We start from the raw sequence: 16585 nt of genomic DNA on the forward strand, positions 1-16585 counted from the left end.
TTCCTAACAATTTATTTTTTTATGGTTGCTTTGTTGTATCTGGGAAAATAGTTGCTAGCTTTCCATCAGTTTTTATTATTCCAATTCGAACGCCTCTATATTCTCCAAAAACAGCCTCACCATCTTTTATATCTGCAAAGTTTGATTGGTTAGCGATATGTTGTCCTGCATTTTCGATATCCTTATTCGTCCAATTTTCAGGGAACCAAGATTGATTATTTCCTGTTCTTTTCGCCTTAATTTTATGGTCTGGTACATTTCCAATCCTAACACCATTAGGATAAGTTTTTTCGATATTTACTTCCAACCCATTTTCTTTGAGAAAATCAATGTTAGATTGACCATGACCTCCTCCTTTCATTTTAGATATTTCTCCTGTGGAAGGGTTGACAGTAAAATCTCCAATATCTGCATGTTTTAAACTTTGCTCTGGAATTTCCACTTTAGCAATGACCCCACTAGCTTTTTCAACTGCACCTAATTTTCTTTCTAAGTTAATGGTATTGTTTGTATCATGTAAGGCATCAGCAGCCTTAGATAAATTCTTAGCATTCTTAGTCATACCCAAAGGAGCGACAGCAGCTAATACCTCAAAGCCAATTTTGCCATCCATTCTACCCGATTCATCATACTTTCCTGCCACTTTAAGCTGTTGTACCTGTTCCTGACGATCTGTCAACATCCCATTAACACCTTTTATGAATTCATCAGGATGCGCTGAATAATACATCGTCTGACCTGTAGCAGAACCAGCTAAAAAGCCTACTGAATTGAACAGACTATTCATCCGTTCATTATTCCGATGAATACTTTCTCTGGCTGCTGTTTGGTCATATAAGCCACCTAACAGCGAATAACCTACTGTATTGAGGATATCCTTAGACAATAAATTAGCATCATTTACCATCTCTTTTAAGCCACTGAGCATAGACTCATTAGCCCCTTTACTATAGGCTGCTTGTTCTACTTCTGTTAACGGTTTACCCTCATAATTGGTCATTTTCATGATAGGCATCACGCTTGGTTGTGCTGTAAGAGGACGAATATTAGATAAAGGCACATTTTGGGCGGTATTGTTTACCCACTGTAATGCCTCTACTGTATTGATTGATTTATCTGAACGATTAACAGCAGCCTGTAATGTTTCACTCTGACTGAATTTATGCATAGCAGCAACTGAAACACCTTTATTAATTAAACTGTGTTCTTGATAACGAGATAATTGTTCTTTAATAACACTTTCTAGTTCTTGTTTACTTAAACCATTTGCCATATTGGGATTATTGGCTACTTGATTATTGATATTTTGAAAGAGTTGAGTTATTTGGGTTTGTTGCTGTAAGTTAGGATTTCGTTCTCTTTGTTCTTCTAATGCTTGAGCTCTAGCCAGATCAATATGTTCATTGGCTAGGCTTTGACCTGTAACAATTTGACGTCCTGCTTGTTCATTTTTGGCTTGTTGCTCTTCTGTATATTGGCTACGGTCATAGGTATATTCTTTATTGGGTTGAATATTAGGAATAATGTGTTGATTGCCATCTTTGAGCTTGATGTCTTTTATCTGTCCTGATCGATACAAAACCCCTAAAGCTTCATATGGATGCTCTGAGTCTAATTTTTGCGCCAAACTCCAGCCAGTATCGCCTTTTTGGGCAATGATTTTATGTTCAGTATTTTCTGGTTCTAATTGTGTTTCAACAGGTTTTTTTATGCTGTCTTCTAATGGCTCTCCAGCTATAATTTTTGGTGTGGATAGATTGAACTGTTCATTCTGTTTCCCTAAATTAAGCTGAATTTCTTCTTGATTAATCTGTAACTGATTAATTTTAGGCGGATCACCAGCATAATCATGTGTAACAAATCCTACGGCTTCTTTTAAGATGTATTGTTCTTTTGGGGTAAATTCAGATAATTGTTTGTCTACTTGATGATTGTTCATCTGTTGAACAATCTCTTTTAATCTTCCTTTAGGTGGATAGGAACGATTAAAATGTTCACTAATCAGCTCTTGTTCTTTGTTTAGTTTCTCAGGGGCTTTTTCTGGTGCTTTAGCTTGTAATAATTCTTTATCGACACTTAACCCATGTTTTGCTAGAGTTTCTTCTACATTTACAAAGGCATATTTATTGTTGCCTATATTAGCCATTAAACAACCTGTTTGAGGGCTGTAATACATTAATTTAATATTGATATGATCACTACGCCCACTTTTAAGGGCAACATCTTGAGCTAAGCCTTCAAAGACAGCTTCTTTTTGTTCTGGATTTAATTTACTTAGATTGTGAGTATATTCGCTTTGATTAAACTCTTTTTGAACTTCTTGATTGGCTTAAGGCAATTTTCTTTGAGCCAGCTCTAAAGCTTCTTGCTCTTGCAATAGTCGTTGTCTCTCTTGAAACTCTTGATTAACATCTAGCTGCAACTCTTCCATACACAAGCCAAATCAATATTGTTATGAAAATAGCAATTATACGCATAGTTGTAACACAAAACCATGAAATTTAATTTATTTATTTCCAAAACAATATTGATTATTGTTATTTTTCGGAAAATTTGCTGGTTCATTCTAAAGCTGTTTATACAGTAAACTTGCTACGCAGATACTTTCAATCTCTTTATAAATACTGTTTTTATTATTTTAATGATAATGGTATATATTACTCAATACAGAATATGCTGTTTATCTTATTTTTATATTTCTTTGACTTGTGTGTTATATTAAATTCATTATCTATATAATGAATTTAATCAGTCATAACGAAGAAAAATGATCAGAATGAATAAACTCAATAAACACATAGTGCACTTCTACCTTTTAGGTTTATTTACCCTTTTATCTGCCTCAACACTACTGGCAGAATGTTTTATCCCTACGGGTCATTACCGCTTACACCCTCTTGCACAAAAACACCATGCAGCAAAATCTTATCAGGAAGTGCTTCGTTTATTGGATGATGATGCACAAGATAACCATTTAGTTGTGCTAAAAAAAGGGAATAAATTATATCTACAAGTAAACACAGACAAAACAATTACATTAACCCCATTATCTAAAAACAATCAAGCAGGGTTAACCTATATTCAAGAAGATTTATTGTTGCCGCCAACAACACAGGCAAGCAATCGTCCTGTTTGTGGGGTACAAATATCCACAACAAGTGACGATATGTTGATGTTGGTTAAACTGGACACGAGCCAAGCCAGTACATTATCAGATGAGCAGAAAAATGAAATAAGAAGGATATTCCCTGCTGATTTTTCAACAGAAACACCTACCCCAAAAATTTGGACAACAGAAGAGCTGAGCCAATTTCAATATTTTTTGGTATGGCGCTTTTCTATTCCGACGGTAACAGGAGGTATTATTTTTGTGCCACTGGAAAAATTTAAATAAGGTTATTGATGATGAAAGCTGTCTTACAAAGAGTGAGCCAAGCCCATGTAGAAATTGATGGCGAGGTTGTAGGCAAAATTGGCTATGGATTGTTGATTTTATTTTGTGCGGAACAAGCAGACACACAATTGGATGCAGATAAAATGCTCGCAAAAATTTTAAAGCTGAGAATTTTTTCTGATGATGATGGCAAAATGAACCGAAGCATCTTGCAACTAGATGGACAAGATAAAATGGGGGAACTGTTAATAGTAAGCCAATTTACTCTTGCCGCAGATGTGCGTAGTGGTAACCGCCCCAGTTTTACCAAAGCTGCCCCTCCCCAATTGGGTCAAGAATTATATGAATACTTTGTGGGTAAAGCCAAAGAAAGTATTGAGCATGTGGCTACAGGGCAGTTTGGCTCAGATATGAAAATACACTTGGTCAATGATGGCCCTGTCACGATTATTATGGATTCAAATGCTTAAATCATTTATTTAAGTGCTTGAGACAACATCAATATGCAAGACTCTTTTCCTACTCGAGTTTATCAAATTCTAGCGGCAATTCCAAAAGGGAAAGTGGCCACATATGGCACCATTGCACGCTTGGCTTCTTCTCCAAGAGCCGCACGTCAGGTTGGGGGCATATTAAAACGACTACCTAAAGACAGCACGCTGCCTTGGCATCGGGTTGTGAATAGATTTGGTAAAATTTCAATGGAAGAATCTAACTATATACGGCAAAAAGAATGTCTGTTAAAAGAAGGTATTTTATTTGATGAAAACGACTGTATTGATCTGACCCGATTCGGTTGGGCTGGTGATGATTGACATACGGTTTGAAATGACCACAGTATTTCATATCAACTGATGTTCTGTCTCACTTCATAAAGATTATATTCTGCTAAAACCTTATTACTCATGTTCTGAATGATTTCATTTATGCCTGATTAAGGCTAAAAATTGATGGATTTAAGGCTAATTTTCTTAAATAAAACGCTTTATAATGTATTCATTACATCACTTTATTGAAGTTGGAATTGATTATAAACCATGAAGGCATTAATTACGACAACCCAAAAAGTGTTACAAGAAAGTAAGCAAGCACTGCCTTTTTCTGTATACGCTTCTATTCAGGAACAACATATTTGAAATGTGCCTATTCTAAAGCCACAGTTAATATGCATACTGTCTGGCGTTAAAAAATTGGGAAACGAAAATGAAATAGTCTGTCCTTCAGGCAATTTTATTTTTTTATCAAATCATCCCACAATTGAGATGAGGAATATTCCTAATGATAAAGCGTATTTTGCGGTAGTGATCGAATTTGATTATGCTGACTTTGATCAATTTAAACACACACAAAAGCAAACACAAAACTATTTGCAAGGTTCGATTAATGGCGTTTTAATAAAAGCACTACGTCAATATATTGAATGGGCAAGTGATGCCCCACCAGAAACATGGCATTTTCGTAGGCAAGAGCTTCTTCAACTAATCTATTTATCAGGCTATCAAGATATCTGCACTATGGTCAAACCGCCAAGCTTAAGCCATCAGCTACACAATATAATCAATCATAATATTGCAGATGAGTGGCCAGTTGAACGCTTAGCTGAACAATTAGCCATAAGCGATTCAACTTTAAGACGAAAACTAAAGGCAGAAGGAACCGATATCCAAACCATTCGCATTCAAGCAAAATTAAACCATGCGCTTTATTTGGTACAAACAACAATGGAACCAATTGGCCGTATTGCCCAGCATTGCGGATATGATTCTCAATCGCGGTTTACGGAAAAATTTAAACAATTATTTGGTATGACCCCAACCGAACTGAGAAAAACGAATACTGAGCTAAAATCATTTGATTGAATACAACACCATTTACCCCACCATTTTCAAGGAGCGTTTATATGAAAAATATAGCTGTTATATTATCAGGATGTGGTTTTCTTGACGGAGCAGAAATCAGAGAATCTGTGCTCACACTTTTAGCCTTAGATACTGAAAAGGTTCAATATAAAATATTTGCTCCAAATAAGAATCAACACCATGTTGTCAATCATCTAACTGGAGAAGAGGTATCTGGTAGCAGCAGAAATATCTTGGAAGAGTCAGCCAGAATTGCACGGGGCAAAATTGAAGATATAAAAACCTTAAATATAAACGACTTTGATGCTTTGGTGATACCAGGTGGATTTGGTGTCGCCAAAAATCTGTGTTCATTTGCTTTTGATGGCAGCAAGGCTTCTGTCGATGAACAAGTTACAGCAACAATCAAAGGCTTTAACTTGGCCAATAAACCTATTGGTGCCATTTGTATTGCCCCAGCATTGGTGGCACTGACATTAGGCGCAAAACACCCTACTTTAACCATTGGTCAAGACGAAGCCACAGCAAATGAGCTGGAAAAACTGGGCGCAAAACACCAAGTGTGTGTGACCTCAGATTGTGTGGTAGATGAACAAAATAAAATCATCACCACACCAGCCTATATGGATGATCCAGAAAACTTGGCAGATGTTTATGCAGGCATTACAAAACTCATTAAAAATGTGATTAAACTGGCTTAAACCTCCAGACATAGAGAATGGATACTTTATTTTTTAAAGTATCCATTCTCTGTCATTCAATTTATATTTCTCTTGTTCAATCATCCATCAGCTAAACCATTATTTACTCTTTGAATTTAATCCAAATCAAGTTATGTTTAGTTGTCTAGACAATCACTGTTTCTCTTTAATTTGAATATGCTATATTGAATTTATTCTCTTTTGGTACAAAGGTATTCATCATGAAGTTAATCAGTTTTGAAGTAAAAGCACAATCATATCAAAGCTATGGCGTATTAACTGATGCAGGTATTGTGGATTTAGGTAAACCAACTGGTCAAACAGACATTAAAAGTATTTTACAGGTTGAACAGCTTAAAATTTTGCAACAACAAACCTTTAATACGGTTCATTATCAATTAGATGAAATTGAATTGTTGCCTGTTGTCCCCACTCCTGAAAAAATTTTATGCGTTGGCATGAATTACGCCGATAAGTGTCAGGAATTTAATGTACAAAACACCAGCCCAACCATTTTTATTCGTTTTGCTGACTCTCAAGCCGCTCATAAAGAACCCTTAATCAAGCCAAAAATAGCCAATGAATTTGATTTTGAAGGTGAAATGGCGGTGATTATCGGAAAAACGGGACGACATATTAAGGAAGAAGATGCTCTTGACTTTGTGGCAGGCTACAGTTGCTATATGGATGGTTCGGTTCGAGACTGGCAAAACAGCAGCATTACCGCAGGAAAAAATTGGCCTAAAACAGGTGCTTTTGGCCCATGTCTGGTCACAACCGATGACATACCTGACCCACATAATTTAACCATTCAAACATTCTTAAATGGACAAACCGTTCAAAGTGACCACACCAGTAATATGATGGATAAAATTCCTTATCTATTATCTTATATCAGCACCTTTACCGAGCTGAACCCAGGAGATGTGATTTTAACTGGCTCACCAGGTGGTGTCGGCAAAAAAAGAACACCTCCTTTATTCTTAAAAAAAGGTGATGTCATTGAAGTAGAAATTGAAAAAATTGGCCGTTTAAGTAATATTATTGATGAGCAATAAGCTCATCAATAATATAGGCAGGGTAAATAACCCCTGCCCTTTTTAGCGCAATCATACAATCTGACAGACAATTAATTTGCTCTTAGAATATTAAATATGCTGTAAAAGCGTGGATAAGCGTTTCAATGTTTCCCAAGCATGCGCTTTATCTTGCGGGTGACGCAGCAATCGAGCAGGATGATGGGTATGGAAAAAAGGAATACCTGCATAATGCAAGCCTTCATCATTGACCTGAGCAAACTTAGGCATATCTTCGCCCAGAGCCAAAATGGCTTTAGGTTGAATAAGGCGAACCTGCGCATCAAAATAGGCCTGACAGGTTTTTAAGCTGATCTTATCAACTTTCACATCAAAACTTGGGGCGCATTTTACTAAGGTAGTTTGATAAGTGTCTTCTATAGGAATATGAATGCTTTTAAGCATATTGCTCAGCAACACACCAACTTTACCTTCAAACAATTGATGGTTTAAATCATCTTCTGGGCTGGGGCTTAAGGAAACAATCAACACATCCGCTTGACTGTTACCCTGCCCAAAAACAGGTTGAAGCCGACAACCACATAATGAACAGTTTTGGCAGTTTTGCGCCATTTGTTCCAGTTGTAACAAATTTTTGCCATCAGTTTGAATGGGTTGAGCATCTACTTGTGTTGGTTGGGCTGTTTTTTCTACAGGAGCCGTTTGTATCTGAGATTGGCTGATAGGCTGTGAGGCTGTTTGTAACGGTTCGGCTACATATTGTGGCACACTTTCTGCGACAACAACCTGAGCGTTTATTTGCACATTAGAGGCGGGATTTTGTACTTTTTGCTCAGACGAAACCAAATGTGCACCTTTTTTTAGCCACATTTTTCCTAAGCCTAAAGCTTGATGTAATAACAGGTAACGCGCCTCTAACATATCATTATTCACTATTTACTTAAGGATCAATGATATCATTGATCCAAGCGTCTATGCTCGTTTTATCCATCTAACTGAATACTTTTTAATCAAGTTGAGTGTTGTTTGATTTTTTCCCAACTTAAATCGAATTTGGCCAAATATTTACGTAACCGATCTGAATCGTTACTCACTTGTTTGTGTGCTCTGGAGATAGCAAATAACCGCCGCCCAGCTTCTGCCAAGGTAGGCGATTGCATGCACACATCTATCACCTGTTTAAGCTGACACTGATCAAATAAATCAAGTTGATCAGGTATTAATGCAGAGTATTGGGCTTTTATAGCGCCCTCTTCTTGCCAGTTTTGACTTAAACGCTCAATTTCTGTTTCAACCAATTCATTGGTAATATTATTGTGTTGTGCCAAAGTCGCCATTCTGGTGACAGATGCGGTTAATTCTCTAAAATTGCCTTGCCATAAGGCTTTATCCGAAGTGGCAAAGCGAAGATAGTGCGTTTTGGCCTCTTTATTAAAACGAGGCATTTTTTTATACTCTCGAGCAAAACGAGCCAGTTCATAATCTAGGTTAGGCTCTATGTCTTCTTTTCTTTGTGCCAAACTTGGCAAAGCATAATGCCATAAGTTAATACGGGCAAATAAGTCTTCCCTAAAGAGCCCTTTACGCACTAAATTTTTTAGGCTTTTATGGGTACCTGCAATAATTTGGAAGTCACTTTTAACTTCTTTATCGGCACCAAATGGATAAAATTTCTTCTCTTCTATGGCTTTAAGCAGCATGGCCTGTTCATCTAAACCAAGCTCGCCAATTTCATCTAAAAACAACATGCCTTTATCGGCTGACTTTAATAAGCCAGATCGCTCTTTTTCTGCTCCTGTAAAAGCCCCTTTTACATGCCCAAACAAAGTGGACATGGCACTGTCCCCACGCAAAGTAGCGCAATTGACTTCAACAAAAGGGCCATGTATTTGATGTTGTTGCACCTTTAATTCATAAATTCGTTTGGCTAAAAAGGATTTACCCGAACCTGTTGGCCCTTCTAATAAAATAGGTGCACACGAACGCTTAGCAACAATTTCTAATTCATCAATCAGTTGGTTGAATGTTCTATTTTTGGTGGCGATACCTGATTTTAAATAATCGGTTGCTTGAGCAGAGTACTGCTCAAAACGAGTGAAGATCTGATCATATCGATTTAGGTTTAAATCAATTTGGGTAATTTGCCCTAATGGGCATCGACTCATTATGTCCTCTTGTGTCTGTTCTTCACTAGACGCTTGGATCGCTTTGTTCGGGGGAGAAGCTTGTAATAATTTAGCGGGAAAAAAACGAGCCTCTGCCAATAAAAACCAGCAAATTTGTACCACATGAGTCCCTGTGGTGATGTGAATAGTGTATTCTTCTTGCTCTAAATTAAATGGGTAACGCTTAGCCAAATCGAATAAAACGGTATAAACCTGTTCAAAGTCCCAAGGGTCATCAATGGTCACTTCAATTAAATTGATTTCAACATTAGGGGCAATATCTTTTATGTCTTCAACAACTCGGCGAGCCAATGCGGTGTCTTTACGGTGATAAAGCAATTCTAAACGATCAGCTTGTCCATGTTCTACTCGACAAATATCAATGGTTGGCCGCCAACGTAACCAGCGTCGTTTGCCTTTGCCTGTTTGATCTAAATTACTGCCTAAAAAACCAAATATTACTTTTTTCATCATATATATTTTTATATATTAATAGATAAAATTATACAGTTTTCTCTTATCTTGATCTATCTATTTTTTATAAAAAAATTCAATACCATTTAAAAACAATAAAATAACAATTTTTATATTTTTTGGCACAGTCATTGCATATATACCCATGCCAACAAAAAAACAGTTTGGTTCAGTATACAAAGCTGACCGATGCATGGCGAATAGCTTAAGGTTATTTTCAAAATGTATGTCCTGTTGATTTGAAGGTATGCATCGCAAGATAAAAATGGTAAAGCTCTGGTATATACCAGTTTGCTTAGGTTCGAATCCTAATTTATTTTGAATAGCTCAATAGGTAGAGCAGTTGATTATTAATCAACCTGTCATAGGTTCGACTCCTATTTCAAAAACCAAAATTGCCCTGTCTCGGCAAATGCTTAGGGTGCATTTAAAAGTAGTAAAAAAGCTGTACTACAGACTGACGCCGTGTTGTGGTAGGGAACAAATGCCACAACAAGCACAAGAATACCGGTTATAGGTAACTGGATGATTGGCAAGCGAACAGATTGATATAGGTTCTTCTATATCGTGACATGAAGAAAAAATACGGTCATGAACAACTTATATCAGCTTTTGTTTCCCTTTTATTTCGTTTTATCACCCGTCATTTTTGTGTGGCTGAGGTCAATATTTTAAAAGGATGAATATAAAATGTTACAAACAATCAAAGTAAAAAAAGATGAATTAGCGATCATTTATAAAGATGGTGAATTTAATGAAATTTTAAAAGCGGGGAAACATTATTTATTTGGTTTGGGTACAAATAAAACAAACCAAATCATTAAACTTGACCAAAGCAATGTGGACACAAAATTAGCCGATTACTTAAGAAGTTTTCGCCAAGATATGATTAAAGAACACTGTATTGATGTGCAATTAAGCAAAAGCGAAATTGGTTTACGTTTTATAGACGAACAATTGGTTGAAATATTAATGCCTGAGACCAAAACACTTTTTTGGCAAAGCCACATCAACCAAACGTTTGAAACCATTATGTTGGAAGATGATTATCGTATTCCTGAAGATATTGCCCAAAAATTAGTACGAGCAAAAACAACTAAAGCAAAAATTATTGGTTTGGATCGTTTGATTATTGCACATATGACCAATGAACAAATCGGCTTATTGTTTATTGACAAACAATTGGCTGCAATTGTGCCTTCTGGACAAAGTGTTGCTTATTGTGGCTATGTACATGAGGTGTTATTAAGCCAATATGCATTAGCAGAAAGCTTGATTCATGAAAAATTGGCAGAAGCAATCAGACAAACTTTACCTGAGCAATTGGATACCTATTGTTTGGAAATTGAAGTAGGTGCCAATGAAGCAGGGTTACGTTATGAAGATGATTTATTGGTCGAAATTTTAGCCCCTGGTTCTAAACGCTTGTATTGGAAAAACATGCGCAAACAACATTTGGTCAGCATTAATTTAAATAATGGCTATACTTTACCAAACACCATTGTGCAACAATTGGTTCAACCTCATTTGCGTCAACAAGGTGTGGTTGGGTATGAAAGTGTGTTGATTGCTCAAGTGCCTGCTTATTTTGTCGGTGTATTAAATGTTGATGGCAAAATACAGGGCTTATTGGATGCAGGTATCAGTGCTTACTGGCGTTTTAACCGTGAAGTCACTGTTGAGTTGGTGGATACCCGCTTACAAGCCATGGAGGTCACTGGGCAAGAAATATTAACCAAAGACAAAGTAAATTTGCGTGTTAATTTGGTTGCCAACTGGCGTTATCAAGATGTGTTATTGGCTTTTGAACGCTTATCGCGCCCAATGGAGCACTTATATAGAGAGTTACAATTGGGTTTACGTGAAGCCATTGGTACACGTACTTTAGATGAGTTGTTGGAAAACAAAAACATCATTGATAAAGTGGTTTCGGCTCACGTGGCTGAGAAAATGCAGCAATATGGTATTGAAACAGCTTCTTTGGGGGTAAAAGATATTATTTTACCTGGAGACATGAAAGACATTTTGGCTCAAGTAGTTGAAGCGGAAAAATCAGCCCAAGCCAATGTGATTCGTCGTCGAGAAGAAACCGCGGCAACCCGCTCTTTATTAAACACAGCCAAAGTGATGGAAAACAACCCTGTTGCTTTACGTTTAAAAGAGATGGAAACATTAGAGCGTATTGCTGAACGAATCGACAAAATTTCGGTAGTCGGTGGGTTAGACCAAGTATTACACGGTTTGGTGAATATTAGAAACATTGAAGCAAAATAAACAAACCGCCTGTTTTTTAGGCGGTTTCAAGGATAAAAAATGAGTAAATATCAAGTATTAAAAAATGAACAATGCAACCCCATTAAAATGTGGACAGAAGGCGTACCTGTTGAAGAAGATGCAAAACAACAATTATTGAACACGGCCTCTATGCCTTTTATATTTAGCCATATTGCGGTCATGCCTGATGTGCATTTAGGTAAGGGTTCAACCATTGGCAGTGTGATCCCGACTAAAAATGCCATTATTCCTGCAGCAGTTGGTGTGGATATTGGTTGTGGCATGATGGCTGTACGAACATCATTAACAGCAAATGATTTACCTGATCATTTGTATGCCATACGCAGTGCCATTGAACAAGCGGTGCCTCATGGAAGAACCGTCAGCCGCAATACAAAACGAGACAAAGGCTCTTGGCAACAGCCTCCTCAGTTGATCGATCAATACTGGGCACAATTATTGCCTGGGTTTGAAAAATTAACCCAAAAACACCCTAGATTTAAAAATACCAACCACTATAAACATTTAGGTACTTTGGGTACAGGCAATCATTTTATTGAACTGTGTTTAGATGAAAACGATCAAGTATGGGTGATGTTGCATAGTGGCTCACGCGGTGTAGGCAATGCCATTGGTTCTTATTTTATTGAGTTGGCGCAAAAAGACATGGAAGGCCATCTTGGCAACTTACCTGATAAAAATTTAGCGTATTTCCCAGAAGGAAGCGAACACTTTGATGACTATTTTGAGGCGGTCGGTTGGGCACAAGAATATGCCCGTTTAAATCGAGAAGCCATGATGAATCATGTGTTACTGGCGATAAAATCGGTGATTACCAAGCCATTTAAAACGGATTTAGAGGCGGTTAATTGCCATCATAACTATGTGCAAAAAGAAACTCATTTTTCAGAAGAAATTCTGGTCACACGTAAAGGTGCTGTTTCTGCCCAAAAGGGGCAATTGGGGATTATTCCTGGTTCTATGGGGGCAAAAAGTTATATTGTGCGTGGTTTGGGTAACGAGCAAAGTTTTTGTTCTTGTTCTCATGGCGCAGGCCGTGTAATGAGTCGAACAGCCGCAAAAAAACGCTTTACAGTGGCCGATCAAATTGAAGCAACAGCTCATGTAGAGTGCCGTAAAGATGCTGCGGTGATTGATGAAATCCCCATGGCTTATAAAGACATTGATGCGGTTATGGCAGCACAAGATGATTTGGTTGAAATTGTGCATCAGTTAAGACAGGTTGTGTGTGTTAAAGGGTAATTTATCCACTAAAATGATCCGACACCACACAAAAACGAATAAAGAAAAATCAGTGGCAAACTTTAAGATACCGATATATGCATTTTACAAAAAAAATACTTTATAGACGTTTTAAGGTTTTGCCATTTAATTGAGCTTGGACGCTCACCAAAATAAACCATACGCATAAATAATTGTATTTTTTAATGTTCAGAATAAAAGATAAACTCTCATATAAAAATTTAAATATTTATTATATTAACATATTGAATTTTAATAAAATATTGGTCATTTAACAACATTAAAAAATATTATACTTAATAATCAGTTAAATAATTTGCCACTAAAAACCTTTATCGCTAAAGTTATGAAGATTAGGATAAGAATCAGGCAAGTATCAATGAAAAAATGCGATCGCTCTCTATTAAGAGGCGCATATATTAGTTCAAATTATGACGTTTCATCTGTAAAAACCCCCAAAAAAACCTTCAAAACCACCCAATATCTACTCAGTGGATTACTCGCAACAATTTTTATGTCGAATGGTTTTGCCGCAAGCTATGACCATACAGGTTCGGTTATAACCAACATTACAGCCGAAAATGGAGACACCCATAATATATTAGGAGGCACAACAGTTACGCCACCTAATGGGCAGACAGGTATTTTGGTTAAAGATGGCGGAACCGTAAATATTAATACCTCATCTAATGGCAACCTAACATCAGTCAATGTCAATGATGCTTACGCGGTACAGGTAAATAATGGTGGTTCAATATCTATTGGCAACACGGCTTCAACTTCTACACTTGAGGCAAACTCAACAGGTACCAGTACAGCACCAAGTGCGGTAATTAGAGCAGCAGGCGCCAATTCAACAGTAACGATTCAACAAACCACCATCAATTCTATTGGTGATTATAATCACGCTGTTTATACCTCTAATAATATTCAGACCACGATAAGTGGTGGTATGGTTTCAAGCGTAGGAACGGGAAGCCATGGTGTCTATACCCGTAGCGGTAGTGAAGTAGTACTAGATGGCACAACAGTCTCCACGTCAGGCTCTCGTGCTCGAGGCTTACATGCTCAAGATAGAAACACAAAAATCACTGCTCACGGCATCACTGTAAACACAACAGGTAACGATGCTTATGCTGCTTTTGTATTTGATCAAGGCCATATTACCCTAGATGGTCACAGCAACCTCACGACCGAAGGTGCGAATGCTTATGGACTCACGGTAAATGGTGGAACCGCCTATGCAAAAAACACCAACATCACAACCAATGGCAATGATGCCAGAGGGGTAAATACGGTATCAAATGGTTCTGTTGTGCTTGATGGTGGGGTAACAATACATACCCATGGAACTAAAGCATATGGTTTATTTGCCTCAAATACAGGCGCCCTGATTACTGCGAACAGCACCCATGTCACCACAGAAAATATTGATGCTTATGGCGCTTATGCGGATACCGGTGGCAAGATTGAATTAATCGGTGCCAATCATATACTCACTCGTGGTAATGCTGCATATGGTTTACTTTCCAGTGGTATCAATGCTCAATTATTATCCAGTGGTACGAATAACTTAGTTGAAACCCAAGGCACAGATGCACACGGTGTGATGGTAAGAAACAGTGGTGCGGCAAACCTTATCGGCACCAGCGTCAAAACAACAGGTTTAAATGCACATGCTTTAAACACACGCTCTTTAGGACAACTAAACTTTAATCTGACTGGCGGCCAATTAATTTCCATTCAGGGAACCAGCTTCTTTACCGAAGGTGGGATGATTGACGCCACCTTAGATGGTACTCAAGTGCTCAATAACGGTCAGTTGATTGATTCAGGCTCAGATGGCATATCCAATGGCGATATTCGCCTAACGGTAAAAAACACAACTTTAAACGGTAATATCACCGCTCAACAAGACAGTACTGCCAGCCTCAGCCTAGTTGGCACCAATTGGCATGGTACGGCCACCAATGGTACAGATTTTGAATTAGACAATAACAGTGTATGGAATATGAGTGCAAGCTCAGACATCTCCACACTACACCATGCAGGGCGTATTCATTTTAGTGCACCGGCAGGTAATCATTTTAATACATTAACCATACAAAATGATTATACAGGTAACGAAGGTACCTTTTATTTAAACACAAAATTAGATGGCGATGGCTCACCAAGTGATCAACTAGTTGTGTCAGGGGACACCAATGGCAGCAGTCAATTACACATCACCAATGCAGGTGGGATGGGTGCTTTAACAGTGGCAGATGGTATTGAAGTTGTTCGTGTCCAAGGGCAATCAAATGGTACCTTTAAATTAACTAATCGTGTCACTGCTGGCCTTTACGAATACGAGTTATTTCAGCATGGCGTAGAAAGTAATGCAGCCAATGGCAATTGGTATTTACGCTCCTTATTGTTGCCAGATAATCAACCTGCTATACCAACGGAAACAACCGTGTACTTGCGTAACCTCACGACAGCTTCCACAATGTTTTTGCATTCATTACACGATCGCTTAGGTGAACAGTCATCTAATCATGACAATAAAATGGATGATCAAAATAAATCATCGGCTTGGATACGTGTTGCCAATAGTCATACCAATAGTAAAGGGGGTAATGGCCAAGTAAGTTTAGATACCGATACCCATTTAATTCATTTTGGTGGTGATGTTGCCAGCTGGGCAAATGACCATCATCATTGGGCAATAGGTTTGATGGGTGCATATGGACACAGCACAATAGATGCTTCAGCCAAAGAATTACCCACAACAACGAGTGGTCTTTCACGCAATGCAAAGGGTAAAATTGATGGTTACAGCGTTGGTGGTTATGCCACTTGGTATCAAAACACAGACAAACCAACAGGCGCCTATATAGATGGCTGGCTACAATATGGTTGGTATAAAAATAAAGTTCAAGGCAACACCCAAGCTGAAGAACACTATAACAGCCATAACTGGATGGCCTCTATCGAAGCTGGCTATGCCTTAATGGCCAGCGATCAAGACAGTTACCAATTATTCTTTGAGCCTCAACTCCAAGTCGCTTACACAAACTATCATGCCGATGATCACACGGATGCAGGTGGTACCCGCATCACCAATAATAACGCAGATAGTGTGGTGACAAAACTAGGGGTAAGAATGTACAGCAAAAGTAAAAACAATAGCTTCATCCATTTTTTAGAAGCCAATTGGTGGCATAGCGATGCAAAAAACACTCTAGCTTTTGATGGTCAAACCATGAGTGATGGAACGCCACATAGCCGTTATGAACTTAAAGCAGGTTTACAAGGCACCTTCTCTAAAAATTGGTCACTATGGGGACATGTTGGTGGACAATGGGGTGAAAACAGTTATAACCGCGTTGAAGGTATGATTGGCATCAAATATTTATTCTAAAAGACAAAAGGCAGA

Annotated in this window: 12 protein-coding genes and 1 tRNA gene; 10 read left to right on the forward strand and 3 right to left on the reverse strand. The window is 37.9% G+C overall.

Annotated elements, in window-relative coordinates; all coding sequences use genetic code 11:
- Positions 1 to 19 precede the first annotated feature (19 nt).
- Complete coding sequence (locus AADH04_RS06900; protein ID WP_434779501.1) at positions 20 to 2146, reverse strand: EndoU domain-containing protein; 2127 nt, start codon at positions 2144 to 2146, stop codon at positions 20 to 22.
- A 630-nt stretch (positions 2147 to 2776) separates the two neighbouring features.
- Here AADH04_RS06900 and AADH04_RS06905 point away from each other — a divergent pair.
- From AADH04_RS06905 to AADH04_RS06930, 6 genes are all read left to right on the forward strand, one after another.
- Positions 2777 to 3394 (forward strand): hypothetical protein, encoded by a 618-nt coding sequence (locus tag AADH04_RS06905; RefSeq protein ID WP_434779502.1) that lies wholly within the window; start codon positions 2777 to 2779, stop codon positions 3392 to 3394.
- Between the two features lie 8 nt (positions 3395 to 3402).
- Positions 3403 to 3864, forward strand: a complete 462-nt coding sequence (gene dtd, locus AADH04_RS06910) for a D-aminoacyl-tRNA deacylase (RefSeq protein ID WP_434779503.1) — start codon at positions 3403 to 3405, stop codon at positions 3862 to 3864.
- A 33-nt stretch (positions 3865 to 3897) separates the two neighbouring features.
- Positions 3898 to 4209 carry an MGMT family protein gene (locus AADH04_RS06915; RefSeq protein ID WP_434779504.1) on the forward strand — a complete coding sequence of 104 codons (312 nt, stop codon included), beginning with the start codon at positions 3898 to 3900 and terminating at the stop codon, positions 4207 to 4209.
- Positions 4210 to 4584: 375 nt separating this feature from the next.
- Positions 4585 to 5253 carry a helix-turn-helix transcriptional regulator gene (locus AADH04_RS06920; protein WP_434779505.1) on the forward strand — a complete coding sequence of 223 codons (669 nt, stop codon included), beginning with the start codon at positions 4585 to 4587 and terminating at the stop codon, positions 5251 to 5253.
- Between the two features lie 41 nt (positions 5254 to 5294).
- Positions 5295 to 5954 (forward strand): isoprenoid biosynthesis glyoxalase ElbB, encoded by a 660-nt coding sequence (gene elbB / locus AADH04_RS06925; protein ID WP_434779506.1) that lies wholly within the window; start codon positions 5295 to 5297, stop codon positions 5952 to 5954.
- Positions 5955 to 6175: 221 nt separating this feature from the next.
- Positions 6176 to 7012: a fumarylacetoacetate hydrolase family protein gene (locus tag AADH04_RS06930; RefSeq protein ID WP_434779507.1), complete on the forward strand. Its 837-nt coding sequence runs from the start codon at positions 6176 to 6178 to the stop codon at positions 7010 to 7012.
- A 90-nt stretch (positions 7013 to 7102) separates the two neighbouring features.
- On the opposite strand, the gene AADH04_RS06935 is transcribed toward AADH04_RS06930, so the two are convergent.
- On the reverse strand, positions 7103 to 7912 hold the full coding sequence (locus tag AADH04_RS06935; protein ID WP_434779508.1) for a uracil-DNA glycosylase: 810 nt from the start codon (positions 7910 to 7912) through the stop codon (positions 7103 to 7105).
- Between the two features lie 89 nt (positions 7913 to 8001).
- Positions 8002 to 9630: an RNA repair transcriptional activator RtcR gene (gene rtcR, locus AADH04_RS06940; RefSeq protein ID WP_434779509.1), complete on the reverse strand. Its 1629-nt coding sequence runs from the start codon at positions 9628 to 9630 to the stop codon at positions 8002 to 8004.
- A 316-nt stretch (positions 9631 to 9946) separates the two neighbouring features.
- Here rtcR and AADH04_RS06945 point away from each other — a divergent pair.
- From AADH04_RS06945 to AADH04_RS06960, 4 genes are all read left to right on the forward strand, one after another.
- Positions 9947 to 10022 (forward strand) — tRNA-Asn (locus AADH04_RS06945).
- 298 nt (positions 10023 to 10320) lie between these two features.
- A complete protein-coding gene (locus AADH04_RS06950; RefSeq protein WP_434779510.1) occupies positions 10321 to 11904 on the forward strand; it encodes a slipin family protein in 1584 nt (527 codons plus the stop codon).
- Positions 11905 to 11943: 39 nt separating this feature from the next.
- A complete protein-coding gene (locus tag AADH04_RS06955; protein ID WP_434779511.1) occupies positions 11944 to 13167 on the forward strand; it encodes an RtcB family protein in 1224 nt (407 codons plus the stop codon).
- A 379-nt stretch (positions 13168 to 13546) separates the two neighbouring features.
- Complete coding sequence (locus tag AADH04_RS06960; RefSeq protein WP_434779512.1) at positions 13547 to 16570, forward strand: autotransporter outer membrane beta-barrel domain-containing protein; 3024 nt, start codon at positions 13547 to 13549, stop codon at positions 16568 to 16570.
- The last annotated feature ends 15 nt before the right edge of the window (positions 16571 to 16585 follow it).

Source organism: Neisseria sp. Ec49-e6-T10 (assembly GCF_051132615.1).
In the GTDB taxonomy this organism is placed as follows: Bacteria; Pseudomonadota; Gammaproteobacteria; order Burkholderiales; family Neisseriaceae.

Coding starts and splice junctions, on each gene's coding strand:
- AADH04_RS06900 (WP_434779501.1), bottom strand. CDS start 2,146: ATGGCTAATATAGGCAACAATAAATATGCCTTTGTAAATGTAGAAGAA.
- AADH04_RS06905 (WP_434779502.1), top strand. CDS start 2,777: ATGAATAAACTCAATAAACACATAGTGCACTTCTACCTTTTAGGTTTA.
- dtd (WP_434779503.1), top strand. CDS start 3,403: ATGATGAAAGCTGTCTTACAAAGAGTGAGCCAAGCCCATGTAGAAATT.
- AADH04_RS06915 (WP_434779504.1), top strand. CDS start 3,898: ATGCAAGACTCTTTTCCTACTCGAGTTTATCAAATTCTAGCGGCAATT.
- elbB (WP_434779506.1), top strand. CDS start 5,295: ATGAAAAATATAGCTGTTATATTATCAGGATGTGGTTTTCTTGACGGA.
- AADH04_RS06930 (WP_434779507.1), top strand. CDS start 6,176: ATGAAGTTAATCAGTTTTGAAGTAAAAGCACAATCATATCAAAGCTAT.
- AADH04_RS06935 (WP_434779508.1), bottom strand. CDS start 7,912: ATGTTAGAGGCGCGTTACCTGTTATTACATCAAGCTTTAGGCTTAGGA.
- rtcR (WP_434779509.1), bottom strand. CDS start 9,630: ATGATGAAAAAAGTAATATTTGGTTTTTTAGGCAGTAATTTAGATCAA.
- AADH04_RS06950 (WP_434779510.1), top strand. CDS start 10,321: ATGTTACAAACAATCAAAGTAAAAAAAGATGAATTAGCGATCATTTAT.
- AADH04_RS06955 (WP_434779511.1), top strand. CDS start 11,944: ATGAGTAAATATCAAGTATTAAAAAATGAACAATGCAACCCCATTAAA.
- AADH04_RS06960 (WP_434779512.1), top strand. CDS start 13,547: ATGAAAAAATGCGATCGCTCTCTATTAAGAGGCGCATATATTAGTTCA.